Source organism: Kribbella sp. HUAS MG21, assembly GCF_040254265.1.
Classification (GTDB): Bacteria; Actinomycetota; Actinomycetes; order Propionibacteriales; family Kribbellaceae; genus Kribbella.
In genome coordinates this window covers 6,339,071-6,360,077 of the sequence record NZ_CP158165.1, presented here as the reverse complement: position 1 = coordinate 6,360,077, position 21,007 = coordinate 6,339,071, and the positions used below count along the sequence as shown (strand labels likewise).

General features: G+C 70.6%; 22 protein-coding genes. 12 read left to right on the top strand and 10 right to left on the bottom strand.

The window, feature by feature from the left end; all coding sequences use genetic code 11:
- Positions 1-12 precede the first annotated feature (12 nt).
- A complete protein-coding gene (locus ABN611_RS30760) occupies positions 13-1,122 on the top strand; it encodes a Glu/Leu/Phe/Val dehydrogenase (RefSeq protein WP_350275764.1) in 1,110 nt (369 codons plus the stop codon).
- Between the two features lie 13 nt (positions 1,123-1,135).
- On the opposite strand, the gene ABN611_RS30755 is transcribed toward ABN611_RS30760, so the two are convergent.
- The 3 genes from ABN611_RS30755 to ABN611_RS30745 all read right to left on the bottom strand — a co-directional run bounded on the left by ABN611_RS30755 (position 1,136) and on the right by ABN611_RS30745 (position 4,572).
- A complete protein-coding gene (locus ABN611_RS30755) occupies positions 1,136-2,239 on the bottom strand; it encodes a hypothetical protein (protein ID WP_350275763.1) in 1,104 nt (367 codons plus the stop codon).
- A gap of 89 nt (positions 2,240-2,328) precedes the next feature.
- On the bottom strand, positions 2,329-3,390 hold the full coding sequence (locus ABN611_RS30750; protein WP_350275762.1) for a site-2 protease family protein: 1,062 nt from the start codon (positions 3,388-3,390) through the stop codon (positions 2,329-2,331).
- 279 nt (positions 3,391-3,669) lie between these two features.
- Positions 3,670-4,572, bottom strand: coding sequence for a VCBS repeat-containing protein (locus ABN611_RS30745; RefSeq protein ID WP_350275761.1), 903 nt, complete (start codon positions 4,570-4,572; stop codon positions 3,670-3,672).
- 233 nt (positions 4,573-4,805) lie between these two features.
- Here ABN611_RS30745 and ABN611_RS30740 point away from each other — a divergent pair, with 233 nt between their 5' ends.
- From ABN611_RS30740 to ABN611_RS30715, 6 genes are read left to right on the top strand one after another with little or no spacing between them, the layout of a single operon-like run.
- A complete protein-coding gene (locus ABN611_RS30740) occupies positions 4,806-7,208 on the top strand; it encodes a glycosyl hydrolase family 65 protein (RefSeq protein ID WP_350275760.1) in 2,403 nt (800 codons plus the stop codon).
- Positions 7,209-7,220: 12 nt separating this feature from the next.
- A complete protein-coding gene (acsA, locus tag ABN611_RS30735; protein WP_350275759.1) occupies positions 7,221-8,972 on the top strand; it encodes an acetate--CoA ligase in 1,752 nt (583 codons plus the stop codon).
- Entirely contained in the window at positions 8,969-9,940 is a 972-nt protein-coding gene (gene pdhA, locus ABN611_RS30730) for a pyruvate dehydrogenase (acetyl-transferring) E1 component subunit alpha (protein WP_350275758.1), read from the top strand. Before acsA ends, pdhA begins: the two co-directional genes overlap by 4 nt.
- Positions 9,937-10,914, top strand: coding sequence for an alpha-ketoacid dehydrogenase subunit beta (locus ABN611_RS30725; protein ID WP_350275757.1), 978 nt, complete (start codon positions 9,937-9,939; stop codon positions 10,912-10,914). Before pdhA ends, ABN611_RS30725 begins: the two co-directional genes overlap by 4 nt.
- Positions 10,907-12,226 carry a dihydrolipoamide acetyltransferase family protein gene (locus tag ABN611_RS30720; RefSeq protein ID WP_350275756.1) on the top strand — a complete coding sequence of 440 codons (1,320 nt, stop codon included), beginning with the start codon at positions 10,907-10,909 and terminating at the stop codon, positions 12,224-12,226. The genes ABN611_RS30725 and ABN611_RS30720 overlap by 8 nt, the downstream gene beginning before the upstream one ends.
- Complete coding sequence (locus ABN611_RS30715) at positions 12,223-12,465, top strand: phosphopantetheine-binding protein (protein WP_350275755.1); 243 nt, start codon at positions 12,223-12,225, stop codon at positions 12,463-12,465. Before ABN611_RS30720 ends, ABN611_RS30715 begins: the two co-directional genes overlap by 4 nt.
- On the opposite strand, the gene ABN611_RS30710 is transcribed toward ABN611_RS30715, so the two are convergent.
- Genes ABN611_RS30710 through ABN611_RS30700 form a run of 3 tightly spaced genes read right to left on the bottom strand, consistent with a single transcriptional unit; the run spans position 12,455 to position 14,972 of the window.
- Positions 12,455-12,934 (bottom strand): hydrogenase maturation protease, encoded by a 480-nt coding sequence (locus ABN611_RS30710; protein WP_350275754.1) that lies wholly within the window; start codon positions 12,932-12,934, stop codon positions 12,455-12,457. The two genes, ABN611_RS30715 and ABN611_RS30710, sit on opposite strands and share 11 nt — an antisense overlap.
- On the bottom strand, positions 12,931-14,226 hold the full coding sequence (locus ABN611_RS30705) for a Ni/Fe hydrogenase subunit alpha (RefSeq protein ID WP_350275753.1): 1,296 nt from the start codon (positions 14,224-14,226) through the stop codon (positions 12,931-12,933). Before ABN611_RS30705 ends, ABN611_RS30710 begins: the two co-directional genes overlap by 4 nt.
- The gene (locus tag ABN611_RS30700; RefSeq protein ID WP_350275752.1) at positions 14,223-14,972 is read right to left on the bottom strand and encodes a hypothetical protein; all 750 of its coding nucleotides are present in this window, start codon (positions 14,970-14,972) and stop codon (positions 14,223-14,225) included. The genes ABN611_RS30705 and ABN611_RS30700 overlap by 4 nt, the downstream gene beginning before the upstream one ends.
- Before the next feature lie 108 nt (positions 14,973-15,080).
- On the opposite strand from ABN611_RS30700, the gene ABN611_RS30695 reads away from it, so the two are divergent.
- From ABN611_RS30695 to ABN611_RS30675, 5 genes are all read left to right on the top strand, one after another.
- A complete protein-coding gene (locus ABN611_RS30695; RefSeq protein ID WP_350275751.1) occupies positions 15,081-16,166 on the top strand; it encodes a 4Fe-4S dicluster domain-containing protein in 1,086 nt (361 codons plus the stop codon).
- 35 nt (positions 16,167-16,201) lie between these two features.
- Positions 16,202-17,023, top strand: a complete 822-nt coding sequence (locus ABN611_RS30690; protein ID WP_350275750.1) for an FAD/NAD(P)-binding protein — start codon at positions 16,202-16,204, stop codon at positions 17,021-17,023.
- Positions 17,024-17,145: 122 nt separating this feature from the next.
- Positions 17,146-17,526: an SPW repeat protein gene (locus ABN611_RS30685; RefSeq protein WP_350275749.1), complete on the top strand. Its 381-nt coding sequence runs from the start codon at positions 17,146-17,148 to the stop codon at positions 17,524-17,526.
- A 61-nt stretch (positions 17,527-17,587) separates the two neighbouring features.
- On the top strand, positions 17,588-18,079 hold the full coding sequence (locus ABN611_RS30680) for a CoA-binding protein (RefSeq protein WP_350275748.1): 492 nt from the start codon (positions 17,588-17,590) through the stop codon (positions 18,077-18,079).
- A complete protein-coding gene (locus tag ABN611_RS30675; RefSeq protein WP_350275747.1) occupies positions 18,076-18,576 on the top strand; it encodes a hypothetical protein in 501 nt (166 codons plus the stop codon). The genes ABN611_RS30680 and ABN611_RS30675 overlap by 4 nt, the downstream gene beginning before the upstream one ends.
- 4 nt (positions 18,577-18,580) lie before the next feature.
- Here ABN611_RS30675 and ABN611_RS30670 read toward each other — a convergent pair whose 3' ends face one another.
- The 4 genes from ABN611_RS30670 to ABN611_RS30655 are packed head-to-tail and all read right to left on the bottom strand — an operon-like array spanning position 18,581 to position 20,938.
- The gene (locus tag ABN611_RS30670; protein ID WP_350275746.1) at positions 18,581-19,345 is read right to left on the bottom strand and encodes a DUF6390 family protein; all 765 of its coding nucleotides are present in this window, start codon (positions 19,343-19,345) and stop codon (positions 18,581-18,583) included.
- Positions 19,342-20,265, bottom strand: coding sequence for a DMT family transporter (locus tag ABN611_RS30665; RefSeq protein ID WP_350275745.1), 924 nt, complete (start codon positions 20,263-20,265; stop codon positions 19,342-19,344). The genes ABN611_RS30670 and ABN611_RS30665 overlap by 4 nt, the downstream gene beginning before the upstream one ends.
- A complete protein-coding gene (locus tag ABN611_RS30660) occupies positions 20,262-20,462 on the bottom strand; it encodes a HypC/HybG/HupF family hydrogenase formation chaperone (RefSeq protein WP_350281706.1) in 201 nt (66 codons plus the stop codon). Before ABN611_RS30660 ends, ABN611_RS30665 begins: the two co-directional genes overlap by 4 nt.
- 5 nt (positions 20,463-20,467) lie before the next feature.
- On the bottom strand, positions 20,468-20,938 hold the full coding sequence (locus ABN611_RS30655; protein WP_350275744.1) for a pyridoxamine 5'-phosphate oxidase family protein: 471 nt from the start codon (positions 20,936-20,938) through the stop codon (positions 20,468-20,470).
- Between the last annotated feature and the right edge of the window lie 69 nt (positions 20,939-21,007).

Genomic DNA, 21,007 nt, shown 5'->3' with positions numbered 1-21,007 from the left:
ATGGGCCCCGCGGTGGACACGGCACTCGGATGGCCGGACTGGCCGTGCGACGAACTCGGGCCGCGGTCGGTGACGATCCTGCGGCTGGCCGGCGGCGTACCGGCGGTCGTCGCCGTGGACAACACGACCCTCGGACCGGCGATCGGTGGCGTCCGGCTGCGGCCCGAGGTCACACCCGCCGAGGTGATCCGGCTGGCACGCGGCATGACGCTCAAGAACGCGGCGGTGGGACTGCCGCACGGTGGCGCGAAGGCAGGAATCGCGGCACCGCCGGGTCTGTCCGCGGCCCGCAAGGAGTCACTGATCCGGTCGTTCGCCCACGAGATCCGGCACCTCACCGACTACTGGCCAGGACCCGACCTCGGCACCGACGAGACCGCCATGGCCTGGGTGGACGACGAGATCGGCCGCGCGATCGGGCGACCGGCCGCGCTGGGCGGAATCCCGCTCGACACTCTCGGCGCCACCGGCTACGGCCTCGCGATCTGTCTGGAGGTCCTGCAGGAGCACGGTGTCCTGGAGCTCTCCGGCGCCCGGATCGCCGTCCAGGGCTTCGGCGCCGTCGGACGCAACGTCGCGCTCCAGCTCCATCAGCGGGGTGCCCGCGTGATCGCGGTGTCCGACATCGACGGCGCGGTGGCGAACCCGGACGGCCTCGACGTACCGAAACTCGCCGCCTACCGTCTCGACCGTCCGCTGGCCGAGTTCCCGGGCGGCGTGAGTGTCGAGCGTGACGACGTCATCGGTACGGCGTGCGACGTTCTCGTGCCGGCGGCACAGCCGGACGTGCTCAACCGCACCACGGTCGACCAGGTCCGGGCGAGATTCGTCCTGGAAGGTGCGAACATCCCCGCCACCGAGGACGCCGAACGGCTGCTCGAGGAGCGCGGGATCCTGGTGATTCCGGACATCATCGCGAACGCCGGCGGGGTCATCTGCGGAGCCGCGGAAACGCGCGGCCTGACTCCTGCCCAGGCGTTCACGGACATCTCCGAACGGATGCGCTCGGCAACCACCGAGTGGCTCGGCCGGCTCGCGACGGCGGAGTCTCCCCGGCGTGCCGCACGGGACATGGCCATCGACCGGATCCACGCCGCCAGGGCCTACCGGCGGACGTTCTGACGGTTCCTCCAGATCAGCTCAGGCCCAGAACCAGGATCACGGCAGTGACCGCGACGGCGACGCAGGCGCCGGCGATCAGCGCGACTTCGGCCGGGATCGCGTAGGCGCGGCGTTTCGCGGGGGCCGAAGCTCCTGGACGGCGGCGGGCCACCCAGACCGCGCCGACGACCAGCAAGCCGCCGACGACCAGCAGCACGGCCGCGGCCGTCACCTCGCTCGGGAACCACTCGTTGATCGCGATCGGCAGGAACTGCAAGGCTCCCCACGCACCCACGGCGAGGATCAGCAGGTCACGCGCGAGTACCGCGAGACACACCAGCGCGGCGATCGTCGCGAGCGCCAGCACGATCCCGCCGTCCGCGGGCACTGTCATGCCGGGGCCGATGAGCACACAGATTCCGCCGAGCAGCAACGCCGCCCAGCGTGGCCGCACGACGCGGCCCCAGCCGAGCAGGAACCAGATCGCGCCGACACCCCAGACCGCGACCCCCGGCAGGTTCTCGACCTGCAACTGCGCGGCCGAGGCTCCGGCCATGCCCGCCAGTCCGGCGACGACAAGCGCTTGTTGCACGACCGTCGGCAGCCGCCACCACAGCAGCGCGGCGACCAGCGTCGTCCCGGCGAACACCAGGAGTGCGAGGTCCTCGTCGTACCAGCCGAAGGCCTCGTCGCCGAGGATGCCGAGGAAGCCCGCCGTGGACACCGTGGCGCCGAGCCAGAGCACTGCCTGCATCCGCACGGCCGCCTCGCCGAGCCGTGCCGGTACGGCGAACCCCGCGAGCAGCAGCAGAGCTGCCGCGCCCCCGACGATCGCCAGATGGCCCGCAGTCGACACGTCGTCCCAGTACCGCGAGGCGAACAACAGCGACGCGACGACGATCAGCAGACTGCCGAGATACCCCAGCGCTTCGATCGCGATCGAAGCCTGCCGCCGATCCACCGCGTGCGGTTCCGCTGCCGGCGGCAGGCCCGGCAGCACCGTGAGCTTCGGTGGCGGCGTAGGCCCGAGATCGGCGCGCATCCGCGCGGCCTGCTCGGGCGTGATCACACCTGTCGCGACCCAGTGGTCGAGCAGGGCCGGCAACTCGGCCGGACGTGACGCCAAGAAGTGCCTCATACATTCACGCTGCCCCGACCTGGTTCGGCTCGACAGGGGCTTTTGGCGGTACCAGCCCGGGCCTGTCGACCCTGCGGAGCCGGCGAGGGTCAGCCTCGCGGTCGCTCCTGGTGCGGGGTCCCGGGCTCGGTCGCCCGGGCAATGTCGTAGCCGGTGATCAGCCCGACCAGTTGTGGGCCGTCGAAGACCAGGGCGACGTCCTCGGCGTTCGTCAACAGCGCCTGGAGGTCTGCGAGGGTGGTCTGCGGCCCGACGACCGCGACTCGTTCGACGGGCGTCTGGACCTCGCCGAGCGCGGTGCCGAAACGCCGTTCGGGCGGCACGGCGGCGAGGGTGTGCAGACCGACCACGCCAGTTGTCCGGCCGTCAGGGGCGAGCACCGGGAACAACAACTGATCCGCACCCAGCACCTGCCCGAGGAACTCGCCGACCGGGGTCGTGACGGAGCCGGCGATTCGTGCCGGGCGCAGGAGCTGGCGAGCGGTGGTCCGCGCCGGCGCGCCGTGTGCGCGCGCCTGCCGGCCTTCGACGACCGCGGCGAGCACGATCACGTAGCCGACGGCGATCAGCCACAGCCCTCCGGGGTCCCCGTTCGCCAGTTGCACCACACCGAGCGCGCCGACGACTCCGCCGACGACGCGTCCCGCGATCGAGGCGAGCACGGTGGCCCGGTCCGGATCGCCGTACCAATGCCACAGCAGTGCGCGCAGCACCCGCCCGCCGTCCAGTGGCACACCGGGCAGCAGGTTGAACACTCCGAGGGCGACGTTCATCACCGCGAGCCACCACACCGAGGCCTGGAGAAGTTCGGGCGCATCCGTGAGACGCAGCAACACCCCTGCGCCGCCACCGAGCAGACCGAGGCCGAAGCTGGCCGCGGGGCCCGCCGCAGAGATCAGGAACGCGGCGCGCGGCGTCGCAGGATCCTTGCCGAGCACGCTCACCCCACCGAGCATCCAGAGCGTGATGCGCTCGACCGGCAGCCGGAAATGGCGTGCGGTCAGCGCGTGCGCCAGCTCGTGGGCGAGCAGCGATGCGACGAAGACGAGGGCGGCCAGTACCGCTGTCCCCCAGTACGCCGCCGTGCCATGGCCCGGCACGAGCTCCGGAAGAGCGTTCGAGGCCAGGATCTGGCTGACGATCAGCACCATCAACAGCACCGACCAGTGAGCGCCGACCGGAACCCCTGCGATGCGCCCGAACCGAAAAGTCTCTTTCACGGCAGCCGCCGGTCCGGCCGGAGCGCAGCGGTCCGCCCGGTCAAGTCAGACCGCCGGTTCGCGTGCCTCATGAGCATTGTCCCTCACCTCTCACCATCCGCAGCCGGTGTTGCGTTCCCCGGCGCCCGGTGCCGCGTGGGGGCGGCGTGTCAAGGCCCGGGCGCCGGGGACGCCGGCCCGCGCCACTTCGTGACGCGGGCCGGTCCGGTGTCAGGCGGTGATCGCGGTCATGCTGTTCCAGCCCGAGCCGACGAGCACCGGCGGCAGGATCCATCCGCCGGTACCGCTACCGCGGTACAGGTACAGGTACCCACCCGCGTTGCGGACCAGCAGGTCCACCTTGTCGTCGCCGTTGAAGTCCCAGGGCGTGACGATCGCCGTGAGGTTCTGCCAACTGCTCCCGATCAGCGTGCGACCCGGCAGCCAGCCTCCCTTGCCGTCGCCGCGGTACAGCCACAAGTTCCCGTCCCCGTCGCGGGCCGTCACGTCGACGAACGTGTCGCCGTCGAAGTCACCAGGCCCGCGCACCGACGTCATGGCGTTCCAGCCGTACCCGTAACCGACCCGGGCCAGGAAGCCGCCCTTGCCGTCGCCGGGGTACAGCCACAGCTGCCCGGTGTTCTGCCGCGCCAGGATGTCCATGAAGCCGTCGCCGTTGAAGTCGCCCGGTCCGAAGACGGACGTCATCGCGTTCCAGCCACCCCCGAAGCGCTTCCAGTACAGCCAGCCTGCCTTGCCGTTGCTCGCGTAGAGCCGCAGGTACCCGGTGCTGTCGACCGACATCAGGTCCGCGTTCCCGTCCCCGTCGAAGTCGCCGGGCGCCAGGATTGCCGTCATCGCGTCCCAGCCGTAGCTGTACCCGATGCGCGGCAACCAGCCGGCCGCGCCGTTCCCCGGGTAGAGCCACAGCCGGCCCGCGCTGTCGACCGACAGGACGTCCGAGTGGGTGTCGCCGTTGAAGTCGTTGTCCTTGACCACCAGAGCGGCCGGTGCGGCCGTTCCCGTCGTCGTCTGCTCGGCTGCGGAAGACAGCGACGTACCGGCGAACAGCAGGCTCACGCCCGCCAGCAGCACCAGTCCGGCTCGTCCTCCCAGACGCAAGCGTCCGCGCATGGTGAATCCCCCTCGTTCCTCGATCCGGCGGCAGCCCGCACAGCGACGATCGTGTCGCACTGAGCGACTGCCCTTCCTCCCACCGAACCGGACTAGTGCGTATCACCACAGGGTCAAAGGTCCCTCCCGGGCGGCCCTCAGGTCCCGGTCGGCCGAGTTCAGGAGCCGAACCGACCAGTCCGACGGGACCTTCGGCTCTACGGAGGTTCCGGGCCGCGTCGCACAGTCGGGTCATGAGCGTCGTGCCTGAGTGGACTCTCGCGTTCAGCGGCTACGATCCGGCGGACGAGCGCCGGCGGGAGGCGCTGTGCACGACCGGCAACGGGTACGTGGCCACGCGCGGAGCGTGGGCAGGGGCCGTCGCCGGAGATCACCATTACCCCGGGACCTATCTGGCCGGCTACTACAACCGGCTGACCGACACCGTCGACGAGCTCGGTATCGAGAACGAGAGCCTGGTCAACGTCCCCGACTGGCTACCGCTCACCGTCGCGATCGGGGACGGCGAGTGGTGGACACCGGACAACTGCGAGGTCCTCGAGTACGACCTGGAGCTGAACGCCCGGCGCGGCGTCCTCACACGCCGGTTCCATCTCCGGGACCGCGCGGGCCGGGAGCTCCGTGGCGTCGAACGCCGCTTCGTCAGCATGGCCGATCCGCATCTCGCCGGTCAGACCCTCACCGTCACGGTCGTGAACTGGTCCGGCCGGCTCCGGATCGGATCGGCCGTGCACGGCAACGTCACGAACTCGGGCGTCGAACGCTACCGCAAACTCGCGGACCACCATCTCACCGACTTCTCCCCCACCGTCGCCGACGACAGTCTCCTCGTGACCGCGACCACGAGCCAGTCGCGGCATCGCGTCTCGATCGGCACCAGGGCCGTTGCCTCGCACAACGGATCGCTGCTCGACGACTGGATCACCCGCACCGACCGCACCTCCGCCTCCGCCGAGATCCCGGTCGAGGTGACGGCAGGCGACGTCGTCAGCGTCGAGAAGGTCGCGGCGATCCATGGCTCCCGGGACCCCGGGATCTCCGAACCCCAGCTGGCCACCGAACTCGCCCTGGACACCGCGCCGTGCTTCTGCGACCTGCTGGAGCGACACGTCCTGGCCTGGTCCCAGCTGTGGCGCAGGTTCGAGGTCGAGCTCGAGGAGACGTACGACGGAACCCTGCCCGCACTCCGGCTGAACATCTTCCATCTGCTGCAGTCCGTCTCGCCGCACAGCATCGACGCGGACGCCGGCGTGCCGGCGCGCGGACTGCACGGCGAGGCCTACCGCGGACACGTCTTCTGGGACGAGCTCTTCGTCTTCCCCGTCCTGACGATCCGGATGCCCGAACTCACCCGCGCCCTGCTGTGCTACCGGCACCGCCGCCTTCCGGCGGCCCGGCTGGCGGCGCGGCAGATCGGCCTCCCGGGCGCCATGTATCCCTGGCAGTCCGGTAGCGACGGCCGCGAGGAGAGCCAACGAGTCCACCTCAACCCGATGTCCGGGCGCTGGACCGAGGACGCGAGTTTCCGGCAGCGCCACGTCGGCCTGGCTGTCGCCTACACCATGTGGCAGTACGTCGAGACCACCGGCGACCTGGAGTTCCTCGTCGACCGCGGTGCCGAGGTGATCGTCGAGGTGGCCCGGTTCTTCGCCCACCTGGCCCAGTACGACGCCGCCCGCGACCGGTACGTGATCAAGGGCGTGGTCGGCCCCGACGAGTTCCACACCTCGTATCCCGGCCGCCGGGATCCCGGCATCGACAACAACGCCTACACCAACGTGATGGCCGTCTGGCTGTTCGGCACCGCCGCCCGCACCCTGGACCGGCTGCCCGCCTGGCGCCGGACGGAACTCACCGAATCCCTCGGTCTGCGCCAGGAGGAGCGCAACCACTGGGACGAGCTCACCCGCCGCATGTACGTGCCGTTCCACGACGGCGTGATCAGCCAGTTCGAGGGCTACGAACAGCTCACGGAGCTCGACTGGCCGCGGTACCGGTCGACGTACGGCGACATCCGGCGCCTGGACCGGATCCTGGAGGCCGAAGGCCACGACGTGGCGGCGTATCAGGTCTCCAAGCAGGCCGACGTACTGATGCTGCTCTACCTGTTGCCGCGCCGCGACCTCCACGACCTGATGGCGCGCCTCGGGTATCCGCTGTCCGCCGAGATCATCCGCAAGACCGTCGAGTACTACCTCGGGCGGACCTGCCACGGCTCGTCGCTGAGCGCCATCGTCCACGCGTGGGGGCTCGCGACCCTGGACGCCGACCGCGCGCTGACCTTCCTCGAACAGGCGCTGCACAGCGACGCCGGCGACGCACAGCACACCGGGACCACCGCCGAAGGCATCCACCTCGCCGCCATGGCGGGCAGCGCCGACCTCGTCCAGCGCTGCTTCACCGGACTCACCACCACCAACGACGTGCTCGGCTTCCGCCCCCGCTGGCCGGCCAAGCTCGGCACCCTCCGGATGGTGCTGCGCTACCGCGGCCATCGGCTCGTCGCCGAAGTCTCGAGCACAGCCGTCACCGTCACCGTTGATCCCGAACCGGGCCCCGCCATCGAGGTCCGCTGCTACGGACACGCCAGATCGCTCAGGCCTGGTGACACCCACACCTGGGCTGCACACGACTGAGGAGGAACGCCGATGCCCGTCGAAACCTTGCCTCCGGCCCCCAACCTGGCCGACTACGCGCAAGCCAGACAATACTTCTCCTGGGCAGCCGCGCAGCGACTGCTCAGCGGGCTCCCGGACGGGCGCGGGCTCAACATCGCCTATGAGGCGGTCGACCGGCACGTGGCGACCGGACGGGGCGGACACGTCGCGATCCGCGCGATCGGGCGGACCGGGACCCGGGATCTGACGTACCGGGAGCTGAGCGTGCTGAGCAACCGGTTCGCCAACCTGCTGCGGTCCCTCGGCGTCGGTCCGCGGGACCGGGTCTTCACGCTCCTCGGCCGGCAACCCGAACTGTACGTCGCCGCGCTCGGCTGCTGGAAGAACCTCAGCGTGCTGTCGCCGCTCTTCGCCGCCTTCGGGCCTGAGCCGATCAGGAACCGGCTCCTGCTCGGCGACGCCCAGGTCCTGGTCACCACCACCACCCTGTACCGTCGCAAGATCGCACCCCAGCGCGACCGGCTCCGCGGACTCCGCCACGTTCTCCTGATCGACGCACCGGACCGGCCTCCGGACGACACACTCGACCTCCGGACAGCGCTCGACGCGCAGTCGGGCGAGTGGACGATACCGGCCACCAGCCCGGAAGCGATGGCACTGCTGCACTTCACCAGCGGAACGACCGGAACACCCAAGGGCGCCGTTCACGTGCACGAGGCCGTCGTAGCCCACCACATCACGGCGGGCTTCGCTCTCGACCTTCGGCCGGACGACGTTTTCTGGTGTACCGCGGATCCGGGCTGGGTGACCGGGACGTCGTACGGCATCGTCGCGCCGCTCACGCACGGCGTCACGCTGCTGGCCGACGACGGCGATTTCGACGCCGCTCGCTGGTACCAGGTGCTCGCCGACAACCATGTCACCGTCTGGTACACCGCGCCGACGGCGCTGCGGATGCTGATGCGGGCCGGCTCCGACCTGGCGTCGCGCTACGACCTGTCCGCGCTCCGGCACATCGCCAGCGTCGGCGAACCGCTCAATCCCGAAGTGATCTGGTGGGCGCGGCAGACCTACAAGCTCTCGGTGCACGACAACTGGTGGCAGACCGAGACCGGCGCGATCATGATCAGCAACTACCCTTCGATGCCTGTCCGGCCCGGTTCGATGGGCCGGCCGATGCCCGGTATCGAGGCCACCGTGCTGCGCTGCGGTGACGACGGCAGGGCCGCGGTCACCGACGACCAGGTGGAGGTGCTCGGCGTCGACCAGGTCGGCGAGCTGGCCCTGCGCCCCGGCTGGCCGTCGATGTTCCGGGGCTACCTGCACGACGAGTTCCGCTATCGCAAGGCGTTCGCGGGCGGCTGGTACCTGACCGGTGACCTGGCCCGGATCGATGCCGACGGCTACTTCTGGTTCGTCGGCCGGGCCGACGACGTGATCAAGTCGTCGGGTCACCTGGTCGGCCCGTTCGAGGTGGAGAGCGCGCTGCTCGAGCACCCGGCGGTGACCGAAGCCGGCGTGATCGGCGTACCGGACGAGGTCGCCGGCGAGATCGTCAAGGCCTTCGTCACCTTGCGGCCGGGGTATCAGCCGGGCGAGACGTTGCGGGCCGAGCTGATCGCCTTCGGGCGCCGGCGGCTCGGTGCGGTCGCACCGCGCGAGATCGCCTTCGACCAGAACCTGCCGCACACCAGCAGCGGCAAGGTCATGCGCCGGCTGCTCAAGGCCCGCGAACTCGGCCTGCCCGAGGGCGACCTGTCGACGTTGGAGCGAGCACGATGAACACCGCGATCGCCAAGTACCACACCGACCTGCTCCGGCAGATGGTGCGGATCCGCAAGTTCGAGGAGATCTGCGTCGAACTCTACAGCGCGACCAAGATTCGCGGCTTCCTGCATCTGTACGTCGGGGAGGAAGCGGTCGCGGTCGGCGTCCTCAACGGTCTGACCGCCGACGACGCGGTCGTCTCCACGTATCGCGAGCACGGCCACGCGCTGGCGCGCGGCCTGTCGATGCAGTCGGTGATGGCCGAGATGTTCGGTCGCACCAGCGGTTGCAGCCGCGGGCGCGGCGGGTCGATGCACCTGTTCGACGTCAAGCGCCGGTTCTACGGCGGGAACGCGATCGTCGGCGGTGGGCTGCCGCTCGCCGTCGGGATCGGTCTCGCGGACCGGCTCCGCGACTCCGTTCGCGTGACCGCCTGCTTCTTCGGCGACGGCGCGGTCGCCGAAGGCGAGTTCCACGAGTGCATGAACCTCGCCGCGCTGTGGAAGCTCCCGGTGCTCTTCTGCTGCGAGAACAACCGCTACGCCATGGGTACGGCGCTTGCGCGAGCCCAGGCACAGACCGACCTGGCGTTGCGCGCGTCGTCGTACGGGATGCCTGCCTGGGCGGTGGACGGGATGGACGTCGTCGCCGTCGAGGAGGCGACGCGGCGGGCGGTCGAGACCATCCGGGGTGGCGCCGGGCCGTGCTTCCTGGAGCTGCGCACGTACCGCTTCCGGGCGCATTCGATGTACGACTCCGACCGCTACCGGGACAAGGCGGAGATCGCCCGGTGGAAGGAACGCGACCCGATCGACGCCCTCATCCGGCGGATGCAGACCGCCGGGGAACTCACCGACGACGCCCTGAAGGCCCTGCACCGTGAGGTCGACGACGAGCTCCAGCGGGCCGTCGCCGCCGCGGACGCCGGCCCGCTCGAGCCGGCCGGAGACCTGACCAGATTCGTGTATGCGGAGCAGTCATGACGACGTACCGGGAAGCGCTTCGGGAAGGGATCAGGGATGCGATGCGCCGCGACGACCGGGTGTTCCTGATGGGTGAGGACGTCGGGGCGTACGGCGGGTGCTTCGGGGTCAGCCTCGGTCTGCTGGAGGAGTTCGGCCCGGACCGGATCCGCGACACCCCGCTGTCGGAGTCGGCCTTCGTCGGGGCGGGGATCGGGGCGGCGATGGCCGGGATGCGGCCGATCGTCGAGATCATGACGGTCAACTTCAGCCTGCTCGCCCTGGACCAGATCCTGAACAATGCCGCGACCCTGCGGCACATGTCCGGCGGCCAGGTCGGCGTACCCCTCGTGATCCGGATGACCACCGGCGCCGGACGGCAACTGGCGGCGCAGCATTCGCACAGCCTCGAGGGCTGGTTCGCGCACATCCCCGGCCTGCGGATCGTCGCACCCGCGACCTTGGAGGACGCTCGCGGCATGCTCTGGACAGCGCTGCTCGACCCGGACCCGGTGCTGCTGTTCGAGAACGGCGCGCTCTACCCGATGGCCGGAGACCTCGCCGCGGACGCTGGGCCGGTCGACATCGACCACGCCGCCGTCCGCAGACCCGGCACGGATATGACGCTGGTGACGTACGGCGGGAGTCTCGGCAAGTGCCTCGACGCAGCCGGCCAGCTCGCCGCGGAGGGCGTCTCGGCCGAGGTGATCGACCTGCGCACGCTTCGCCCGCTCGACGACACGACGTTCGTCGAATCGGTCCGCCGGACGCACCGGGCCGTCGTCGTCGACGAGGGCTGGCGCACCGGGAGCCTGTCGGCAGAGGTCAGCGCGCGCATCACCGAGCAGGCGTTCGAAGACCTGGACGCGCCGGTCGAGCGGGTCTGCAGCGCCGAGGTTCCGATGCCGTACGCGAAACATCTCGAGGACGCCGCGCTCCCGCAGCCGGCAGGCATCGTCGCGGCGGCGCGGAAGGTGGTGAACGGCGGTGGCTGAGTTCCGGATGCCGTCGCTCGGCGCGGACATGGACGAGGGCACGGTGATCGAGTGGCTCGTTCAGCCTGGCGACACCGTCCACAAGGGCGATCCGGTCGCCGTCGTCGACACCGACAAGGCGGCGATCGAGGTCGAGACCTTCGCCGGCGGCACGATCGGCAAGCTCCTGGTCCCGGTCGGCGAACGAGTCCAGGTCGGCACACCCTTGGCCACCATCGACAGCAGCACCGAGGTCGGCTCTGTGCCTGTTCCGCGGGCACCAGCAGCCGGATCCGCCGCCGTGGAAGCACCCACCGCGCCCGAACCATCCGCAGCACCCGCCGCCGAGCTCCCCGCGCCCGAGCCGTCCGCGGCGCCGGCGCGAGGAGCCGGGGAGGCCGGACGTGTGAAGGCGTCGCCGTATGCGCGGAAACTGGCCCGTGCGCTCGGGATCGACCTCGGAACCGTGCCGGCGACCGGGCAGCGTGGCCTGATCACCTCGCAGGACGTCCGCCGCTTCGCCGAGACCACACCGCCGGCCAACGGCCGCCGCGACACTTCCCTGTCCGCACCCGCCGCACCGAAACCGGCCGCGCCCACCGTCTCCGCCCCGCCGACCACGCCCGGCGTCCCCGCCCCGCCCATCCGCAGGGCCGCGCGGCACGTCGTGCAGCGGTCGCAGCGGGGCACGATCGCGCGATTGATGGCACGGGCCGGCCGGGAGATCCCGCACTACTACCTGTCGACCACCGTCGACCTCGCCGCAGCCGTCGGCTGGCTCACCCGGACGAACCGCGAACTCCCCGTCACCGAGCGGCTCGTCCCGGCCGCTCTGTTGCTCAAGGCAACCGCGCTGGCGGCGCGCCGGCACCCGGAGCTCAACGGGTACTGGACCGACGACGAGTTCCGGCCGGCCGATCAGGTGCACCTCGGCGTCGCCATCTCGCTGCGCGGCGGCGGTCTGGTCGCTCCGGCGCTGCACGACGCCGACGCCCTGCCCGTCCGGGACCTGATGGCGGCTCTGCGGGATCTCGTCGAACGCGCCCGGTCCGGACGTCTCCGGCGGGCCGAGATGACGGACGCGACGATCACGATCACGAACCTCGGCGACCAGGGGGTGGAGAGCGTGCACGGCATCGTCTACCCACCACAGGTCGCGCTGGTCGGCGCGGGACGGGTCGTGGAGCGGCCGTGGGCGGTCAACGGCCTGCTCGGCGTACGACCGTGCCAGACGCTGACCCTCGCCGCGGACCACCGAGCGACCGACGGCTTCACCGGGGGTCGCTTCCTCACCACCATCGACCACCTGTTGCAGACACCGGAGGAGCTATGACTCTCACCATCCAGGACGCGCGCGAACTGGTCGGCGACGCGCTGCTGCGGATCGTCCCCGACGCGGACCTGGACGCGTTGCCGGACGACGCCCCGTTCCGGGACGAGCTCGAACTCGACTCGCTCGACTTCCTCAGCTTCGTCGAACTGCTCAGCACCGGATCGGGCCGCCGCATCGACGAGGACGACTACGCGAGCCTCCGCACGATGCGCGACTGCGTCGCCTTCCTCAGCGGCTGACGCTCAACTCGGCGACAACCGCGTCGACCAGGCGCGGCAGTGCGGCGGCGACCGGGGCCGTCAGGCCCGTGCCGAAGGTGATGTCGGCGGCCTCGACGGCGTACACCACGAGGCGGTGCGGCACGCGGTCCAGCGCCTGCGCGAGCCGAAGCGCGTCCGGGATGCCGAGGCTATGCGAACCGGCCGAGTGCGGATGGTCCTCGAGGTCGTGATCATGGTGACGGCCGTCGAGCGGTACCTCGGTGCGATAGAACTCACCTGGTGCCGACGGTTCGCACAGGACCGCGTCGACGACGATCGCGAGTGGGACGCCGGCCCAGTCGTCGATCAGCCGCGCGGGTTCGCCGTCCGAGACGAGCAGCTTCACGCCCGGCAGCCAACGGTCCTCGAGTGCGGCGACCAGGGCAGGGCCGATGCCGTCGTCCCGCCGGTACTCGTTGCCGACTCCGATCACCACGGCCGTCGTCACTGCCGCTCCACGGTCAGGTCCAGGAAGTGGGTCGAGCAGGAGATGCACGGGTCGTAGTTGCGGATCGTCCGTTCGCACAGCCCGGTCAGCGGCTGGTCGCCGAGTTCCAGGTTCGCCGCCACCACCTGCCGGAGATCGTCCTCGATCGCGGCCTGGTTCTGCGCCGTCGGCGGCACGATCGTCGCCGACCGCACGAGTCCGTCGGCCCCGATCTCGTAGCGGTGGTACAGCAGGCCCCTGGGCGCTTCACTGACGCCGTGACCCACCCCGTCCCGCGCCGGTACGACCACGTACGGCGGCTCTGGCGGGCGGTACGCCTCGATCAGGCGGAGTGCCTCCTCGACGGCGTACACGGTCTCGACCGCGCGGACCACGATGCTCCGGAACGGGTTCCGGCATTCGCCCCCGAGGCCCGCCTCCGCCGCGAGCCGCGACGCCAGCGGCGACAGCTGGGCGCGATTGAGGGTGTAGCGGGCCAGCGGCCCGGTCAGGTACCGGCCCCCGTCGAGACTCGCGTGCAACGCGGTCGAGTGCGGCACCTGCTGTTCCACGATGTGATTGCTGAAGGCATCGACCTCGAACCCGGTTCCGGCGCTGCGGCGCAACGACGTACCGCTCTCGATCGCGTACCGCGCCGGGTCGTGCGCGGCGAGCAGCTCGTGCTCCAGTTCCAGGTCGGGGAAGTCGAATCCGGCCACCCAGCGCACCGTCGCGACCGCCGCGTCGAGCGCCGGGCGGAGCTGCTGCGCCAGCCGGTCGAGCCGGGCGTGATCCGGTGCCGAGTAGAAGCCGCCGACGCGCACGTTGATCGGGTGGATCGCGCGGCCGCCGACCAGGTCCAGGATCGCGTTGCCGGCCTTCTTCAAGAGCAGCCCACGTTCCACGATCTCGCGATGGTCGGTGGCCAGTGCGATCGCGTCCGGGTAGCCGAGGAAGTCCGGTGCGTGCAGGAGGTAGATGTGCAGCGCGTGGCTGGAGATCCACTCGCCGCAGTACAGCAGCCGCCTGAGTTCGCGGATCGCGCCGTCGATCCGGACGCCGCACGCGTCCTCGATGGCGTTGCACGCGCTCGTCTGGTACGCGACCGGGCAGATCCCGCAGATCCGGGCGGTGATGTCCGGCGGCTCGGTGTAGCTCCGGCCGCGCAACAGCGCCTCGAAGAACCGCGGCGGCTCGTAGATCTGCAGGTCCGCGCGCTCCACGACACCGTCCCGCACGGTGACGTGGAGCGCGCCCTCCCCCTCCACCCTGGCCAGCGAACTGACCTTCAGCTGCCGCGCCCGGTGACTCATGAGGACCAGCCCGCGGACGCGGCGTTGAACGTGTGGAAGACCCGGTCCACGTCACCGTCGGACATCCCGGCGGCCCGCAGCCGCGGGATCAGAGCCGCCACGTTGGGTTTCGTCATCGGCCCGAAGCAGCCGAAACAACCACGCCGGTACGCCGGACAGAGCGCACCGCACCCCGCGTGCGTGACCGGACCGAGGCACGGCGTACCGTCGGCGACCATGACGCAGGTCAGGCCCCGGCGCTTGCACTCGGTGCACACCGAGGTGTCCGGCAGGTCGGGCTTGCGGCCGGCCAGGAACGCGGTCAGCACCTCGAGCAGCTGGTGCTTGTCGATCGGGCAACCGCGCAGCTCGAAGTCGACCGGCACGTGGTCGGCCACCGCCGTCGAGGTGGCCAGGGTCTCGATGTAGTCCGGTCGGGCGTAGACCACCGACGCGAACTCCGCGACGTCGCCGAAGTTCCGCAGCGCCTGGATTCCGCCGGCGGTCGCACACGCGCCGATCGCGACGAGCACCTTCGACTCGGCACGGAGCTGCCGGATCCGCTCCGCGTCCGCGGCGGTCGTGATCGAGCCCTCGACCAGCGTCACGTCGTACGGCCCCGGCTCGACCGCGCTGGTCGCCTCCAGGAAGTGCGCGATCCGCACCCGGCCGGCCAGCGCGAGCAGCTCGTCCTCGCAGTCCAGCACGGTGAGCTGGCAACCGTCACACGAGGCGAGTTTGAAGACCGCTAGCGTCGGAGTGTCCATCTCTGCCAGCACACCAGGTCGCCGGGGACCGGGCCAGGGACCGACGGTCAGGTCTGCCGGGACCTTCGGCCCTGGGACCGGTATGGCGCCGCTCGGCAGGATCACGCTATGAGCCAGGTGATCGTCGACGACCTCAGCACCCTTGTCGAGGTGCTGATCGGCGACGGCTACCGGGTGATCGGCCCCACCAGGTCCGGCAGCGCGATCCAGTTGGCCGAGCTGACCGACGCGGGTCAACTGCCCGCCGGCTGGGGCGTCGAGACAGGCCCAGGGCACTACCGGTTGCGGCGGCGTACGGACAACGCGGTCTTCGCCCACTCCGCCGGGCCGCAGTCGTGGAAGACCTACCTGCACCCGTCCCGGCGCAAGCTGTGGTCCACCGATCGCAACGGCACGTTCGAGCCCGCCGCCGAGGAGACGCCTCGGTATGCGCTGCTCGGTGTCCGCGGGTGTGACCTGGCCGCGATCGGCAAGCTGCGGGACGTACTGGGCGGGGGCTCACACCCGGACGGCTCGTTCCAGGCCCGGTACCAGTCGCTGTTCGTCGTGGCCGTGAACTGCACCGAGCCCGGTGAGGTGTGCTTCTGTGCGTCGATGGGCACGGGTCCCACGGCCGGAGCGGGTGCCGACCTGACGCTGACCGAGATGCCCGATCACTTCCTTGTGTCGGCGGGGACCGCCGGCGGACGCGAACTCCTCGCACGGATCGGCCATCGCGACGCCACGACCGCCGAGACCGACGCCGCCACGGCTGCGCTGGACACGGCCGCGCAGCGGATGGGACGCGCGATGCCGGAGGTCGATCTGCGGGCACTGCTGGCGGGCAGCCGCGAGTCGTCGCACTGGGCCGATGTCGCCGAGCGGTGCCTGACCTGCGGCAACTGCACGATGGTCTGCCCGACATGCTTCTGCACCACCACCGAGGACGTCACCGACCTCACCGGTGACCACGCCGAACGCTGGCAGCGATGGTCGTCCTGCTTCGAACTCGACTTCTCCTATGTCCACGGCGGCAGCGTCCGCGGTTCCGGCGCGAGCCGCTACCGGCAGTGGATCACCCACAAGCTCGGCACCTGGCACGACCAGTTCGGCGGCTCCGGCTGCGTCGGCTGCGGCCGCTGCATCGCCTGGTGTCCCGTCGGCATCGACCTCACCGAAGAGGCCGGCCGGCTCGCGGAGTCCGGACATGGCTGACAACACCCGCGCGCGCTCGCTGGACCCGTTCCGCCATGGCTGAGCCGATGCTGCCCGTGCGTTACCGGGTCGCCGGGCGCACCGTGGAGACCCGCGACTCGGCGACGCTGCGGCTGGTTCCGCTCGGGCCGGCGCTGGACCGGTTTCGGCCCGGGCAGTTCGCGATGCTGTACGCGTACCCCGTCGGCGAGGTACCGATCTCGATCAGCGGCATCGGCGCCGACGGAGCCCTGACCCACACCGTCCGGTCCGTCGGTGCGGTGAGCCGGGCGCTGCACGACGCCCAGCCCGGGACCGTGATCGGCGTTCGCGGCCCGTTCGGTACGGCGTGGGCGCCCGAAGATGCCGCTGGCAACGATCTGGTGGTGGTCGCGGGCGGGGTGGGTCTGGCGCCGCTGCGTCCCGTCGTCCTCGCCGCGCTGGCCGCGCGCTCGGCGTACCGCCGGATCGTGCTGATCGCCGGTGCGCGCACCCCGGACGAGTTCCTGTTCCGTGCCGAACTGGCCGCCTGGGCCGCGCGCGACGATCTCGAGGTCGAGCTCACCGTCGACCGGCCGGCCGACGGATGGGACGGTACGGTCGGCTTCGTCACCGATCCGCTCACCCGGTTGCGGCTCGACCCGGAACGGACCGCGGCGTTCCTGTGCGGCCCGGAGCCGATGATGCGCTTCAGCGCTCGGGTCCTGCTCCGCGACCAGGTCCCGCCCGCGCGCATCCGCGTCTCGCTCGAACGCTCGATGAAATGCGGGATCGCCTTGTGCGGACACTGCCAGCTCGGTCCGTTACTGGTCTGCCGCGACGGCCCGGTCGTCAGCTACGCAGTCGCCGAACCCCTGCTCGCCGTACCCGAACTGTGAGGCTGCCGAAGGTCCGGCGGAAACCGTGACGTTGGTCCCTACGCCGTTGCGCGCGCCCAGGGTAACGATCGAAGTGAGGGAGCTGACCGAGCCGGTCGGCGCATTCGATCGAGGAAGGAGAGATGAGCGACATGGCAGACATCCAGTCGACTGCCTGGACTCGCCCGCAGGACTGGCTGAGCCTGCTCGCGGGCCTGTACCTGGCCCTGTCGCCGCTGTGGGTCGAGATCGACACCACAGGGACCTGGGCGATGGTGCTGATCGGAGCGGCGATCGGCGTGATGGCGATCATCGCGCTGGCCACGCCGGGCGCCTACATCGACGAGTGGATGACCGCACTGGGCGGGGTCGCAGCGATCGTGGCTCCGTGGGTCTTCACCTACACGGACGCGAACGCGGCGGCGTGGACCTCGTGGATCACCGGCGGGGTGACCGTCGTCGCCGCGCTGGCCGCCCTACCGGCGAGCCGGTCGGTCTACCGGCACGAGCACCACATGGTGTGATTCCGAAACCCTGGCGGATGCGCCCCACCGGCGCATCCCCCACTGCTCGGAGGTGAGCACGATGGTAACGATCAAACAGGCGGCCGCGGACTTCCTGGCACACCGCCGGATCGCGGTCACCGGCGTGTCCCGGACTCCGCAAGGGCATGGTGCGAACGTCGTCTACAAGCGGCTGCGGGATCGCGGGTACGAGGTGTTCGCGATCAATCCGAACGCCGACGAGGTCGAAGGCGACCCGTGCTACCACGACCTCAAATCGGTCCCCGGCGGCGTCGAGGCGGTCGTCATCGGAACCCGGCCCGAGACCGCCGAGGCGACCATGCGCGAATGCGTCGAGCTCGGCATCGACAAGGTCTGGATGCACCGTCTCTACGGCGACGGCAGCGTGTCGCAGGACGCGCTGGTGTACGGCGTCCAGCACGGCGTCACGGTCATCGCCGGCGGCTGCCCGCTGATGTTCGGCCCGACCGCCGACACCGGCCACAAGATCCTCCGCCTCGTCGCCACCGCCAACGGCAAGGTCCCGAGACAAGTCAGAGGACACCCGCCATGACCGGCAGCCGAGCCCCGAGACAGCAGTGGCTCCACCGGTTCGACCGGTGGATGTACCGCGGCGGCCGGCCGAACCGGGTCGCCCGGGTCCTGAACCGGATCAGCGCGGTCCACTACGCGAGCGGTATCGCCGTACCCCATCGGGCGGTGACGCTCGAGGTGGTCGGCCGGAAGTCGGGCAGAACCATCTCGTTCCCCTTGGTTCTCACGTGGTACAAGGGCGAGCGGTACCTCGTCGCGATGCTCGGCGAGCGTGCCAACTGGGTCCGCAACGTCCGCGCCGCTCACGGCCGCGCGGTCCTCCGCCACGGCCGCCGCGAGGTGATCCGCCTCGAGGAGATCGCCCCGTCCGCCCGCGCCCCGATCCTCCGCCACTACCTCGAACTCGCCCCCGGAGCCCGCAGCCACCTCCCGGTGGCCCGCAACGCACCCCTCGCCGAATTCGAGCGCATCGCCCCTCAGTACCCGGTCTTCCGCATCCAGCGGGTGCCGTCCTGAGAGGTCATCGTTCGAGCGCGCTGCCGACTGCCGGTCGGCCGAGGCCGTGGTTGACGAGGTCGAGGAGCGTTGTCGTCGTTCTGTGCAGCTCGACGCCCTGGAGTGGGGACAGGACGTCGCAGATCCAGTTCCAGTGGACTGAGACCAGGTCACCGATCCGCACGCTGTGCGCCAGGCGGTAGCCGCGTGCGCCCGCGAGCATCCGGCGTACGACGGGATCACCGAGCCGCAGTCTGCCGTTGTCGTAGTCGAGGGGACGCAGCTGTACGTCGGCCTGCTCGTCGTCGACGGACAACACCTTGCCCCAGGAGATGCGGCAGCTGTCCAGGACCCGCAAGGGCTCGGCCGCCGGACCCGCGCGAAGCAGACCGGTCCAGGGATAGACCGCGAAGACATGGAAGTTGTGGTGGGGCCGGCCGCCGAGCAGTGCCAGGCGGATCGGGTCGGACAGGCCATGATCGACGCGGCTGTCGAAGCGGTCCGTCAGGTGCGCGGCCAGCAGCGAGCCGGGCACGTTGTCCAGCAGGCGGTTGCCGACCCAGTACGCCTCGACGACCTCGGTGTCGAGCGGCTTCCGGCCGGACGCCGCCGCTATCAACGACAGGTACGGCCAGGCACCCAGGAAGCGCTCCGCGATCGCGGAGAGGCCACGGTCGGACACGCCGCTTCCGGCGTACTCGAGGAGTTCACCGGAGTCACCCGGACCGCAGTACCCGAGCGCGTTCGGCGGATAGGCGTACCGCGCGAAGAGCAACGGTCCCGGAGTCATTGCGCGACGGCCGGCGTACGACGCGAGCGCGCCATCGTGATCAGACCCGCGCCCGCGCCGAGCAGCGCGAGCCCGACGCCCACCTGCGGGGTCACCACGGTGCCCTTCACGACGGCGTCGAGCGCGGCCGTGATGATCGCGGCGACCACGAGTACCGCGGTCACGTCCACCGCCGGCGCCAGCGCGAGAGCGCGGTACCACGTCGCGACGTACCCTGCCAGCAACAGGCCGGTCAGCAACGCCCAGCGCCAGCCCTCGGCGCTCAGGCCGATCAGCGCGGACCAGCGGCCGCTGACCGCGACCCACCCGATCAGCAGTACGACGCCGAGCCCCAGGCGGGCGACCGCGAGTACGCCCGGCGAAATCGCATCAAGTAGCCGCTTCACCAGGATCACCTCGACCGCCCACAACAGTGTCGCCGCCAGGATCATCAGTTCGCCGGTGCCGAAACGGAATCCGCCCAGCCCACCGCCGAGCGCCACCTGCCCGGCGAGGAGCAGGCCGATCGCGGCGTAGTGCAGGAGCCCCAGCCGCTCCCCCAGCAGCGGTACGGCGAGCAAGGCCACCCACACGACCAGCGTCTTGTGCACGAACGCGGCATGGGTCGACGACGCATGAGCCAGCCCACTGAAGAACAGCACGAACGGCACCGAACCGCCGACCACAGCCACCGCTGCCATGCCGATCCAGGTTCGCGGCGACGACCTCTGCGCCCGACGCCCTCCCTCGTCCCGGGTACGTCGGCCGGCGAGAACTCCGCCGGCCAGCAGCAGCGTCAGCACGACCGCCGCGATCAGGTTCTTCGCCGTCGTGTACACGGTGGCGTCGCGGACGACGCGTACGCCGTACGAGTTGACGAACACCGACACTCCGCTGATCACCGCTGTCCCGAAGGCCAGCACAAGTCCCTGCCGTCTCATCGATCCCCTCCACCGTCGTCCAGCCGGTTGATCGCGAACCCGGAATGCACCAGCACCACGTCCCCGACCACGACGTCCGGCAGGAACGCGAAACACACCCGGCGCTGCCCGTCGGCCGTCTCGACCGTCCCGGTAGGCGCCGCCACCGGAGTGTCTCCGTCGAGCTCCACCACCCGTCCTTCGACGCCGACGCACATCCAGGTCACCTCGGCACCGAAACCCGGGCCCGGGACGCCTGCGGGTCGCGCATGCGGCGAAGCGGCGTACCGATCCCGTAGGTCAGGAAGTCGCCCTCGGGGATGATTTCGAGGATCCGGCAGCGCGACAGGCGTTCGGCGGGGATCAGGGCTGCCAATTCCGACGACAGCGAACCGACGGGGACAGTCCCGATCGGGTGTACGACGGCCCGGGCGTGGAAGCTGATCGTCGCGGGCGGGATCGGGAAGAACAGGGACAGCAACCCGCCACGACGTACCGGCACCGTCACGGCGACCTGGTCGGTGGCCGGGATGTGCAGCGCCTTCCAGCTGTCCGGCGCGACCGCGACGTACAGCTGCCGCGGCCCCGTCCCGTAGACGACTCCGCTCGACCGCGGCTCTCCGTCCGGCGTGACGTAACTGACCACGGCGAAGGACTGCTCGACAATCGTCCGCCAGACGAGCCGGCTCGTCACCTTCGGTCTGTCCGAGACTCCGTCCACGGTTCGCGCTGTCGCCACCATCGCCGTACCTCCCACCCTCGA

Coding starts and splice junctions, on each gene's coding strand:
- ABN611_RS30755 (WP_350275763.1), bottom strand. CDS start 2,239: ATGAGGCACTTCTTGGCGTCACGTCCGGCCGAGTTGCCGGCCCTGCTC.
- ABN611_RS30750 (WP_350275762.1), bottom strand. CDS start 3,390: ATGGTGCTGATCGTCAGCCAGATCCTGGCCTCGAACGCTCTTCCGGAG.
- ABN611_RS30745 (WP_350275761.1), bottom strand. CDS start 4,572: ATGCGCGGACGCTTGCGTCTGGGAGGACGAGCCGGACTGGTGCTGCTG.
- ABN611_RS30740 (WP_350275760.1), top strand. CDS start 4,806: ATGAGCGTCGTGCCTGAGTGGACTCTCGCGTTCAGCGGCTACGATCCG.
- acsA (WP_350275759.1), top strand. CDS start 7,221: ATGCCCGTCGAAACCTTGCCTCCGGCCCCCAACCTGGCCGACTACGCG.
- pdhA (WP_350275758.1), top strand. CDS start 8,969: ATGAACACCGCGATCGCCAAGTACCACACCGACCTGCTCCGGCAGATG.
- ABN611_RS30725 (WP_350275757.1), top strand. CDS start 9,937: ATGACGACGTACCGGGAAGCGCTTCGGGAAGGGATCAGGGATGCGATG.
- ABN611_RS30715 (WP_350275755.1), top strand. CDS start 12,223: ATGACTCTCACCATCCAGGACGCGCGCGAACTGGTCGGCGACGCGCTG.
- ABN611_RS30705 (WP_350275753.1), bottom strand. CDS start 14,226: ATGAGTCACCGGGCGCGGCAGCTGAAGGTCAGTTCGCTGGCCAGGGTG.
- ABN611_RS30700 (WP_350275752.1), bottom strand. CDS start 14,972: ATGGACACTCCGACGCTAGCGGTCTTCAAACTCGCCTCGTGTGACGGT.
- ABN611_RS30695 (WP_350275751.1), top strand. CDS start 15,081: ATGAGCCAGGTGATCGTCGACGACCTCAGCACCCTTGTCGAGGTGCTG.
- ABN611_RS30690 (WP_350275750.1), top strand. CDS start 16,202: ATGGCTGAGCCGATGCTGCCCGTGCGTTACCGGGTCGCCGGGCGCACC.
- ABN611_RS30685 (WP_350275749.1), top strand. CDS start 17,146: ATGAGCGACATGGCAGACATCCAGTCGACTGCCTGGACTCGCCCGCAG.
- ABN611_RS30680 (WP_350275748.1), top strand. CDS start 17,588: ATGGTAACGATCAAACAGGCGGCCGCGGACTTCCTGGCACACCGCCGG.
- ABN611_RS30675 (WP_350275747.1), top strand. CDS start 18,076: ATGACCGGCAGCCGAGCCCCGAGACAGCAGTGGCTCCACCGGTTCGAC.
- ABN611_RS30670 (WP_350275746.1), bottom strand. CDS start 19,345: ATGACTCCGGGACCGTTGCTCTTCGCGCGGTACGCCTATCCGCCGAAC.
- ABN611_RS30665 (WP_350275745.1), bottom strand. CDS start 20,265: ATGAGACGGCAGGGACTTGTGCTGGCCTTCGGGACAGCGGTGATCAGC.
- ABN611_RS30660 (WP_350281706.1), bottom strand. CDS start 20,462: ATGTGCGTCGGCGTCGAAGGACGGGTGGTGGAGCTCGACGGAGACACT.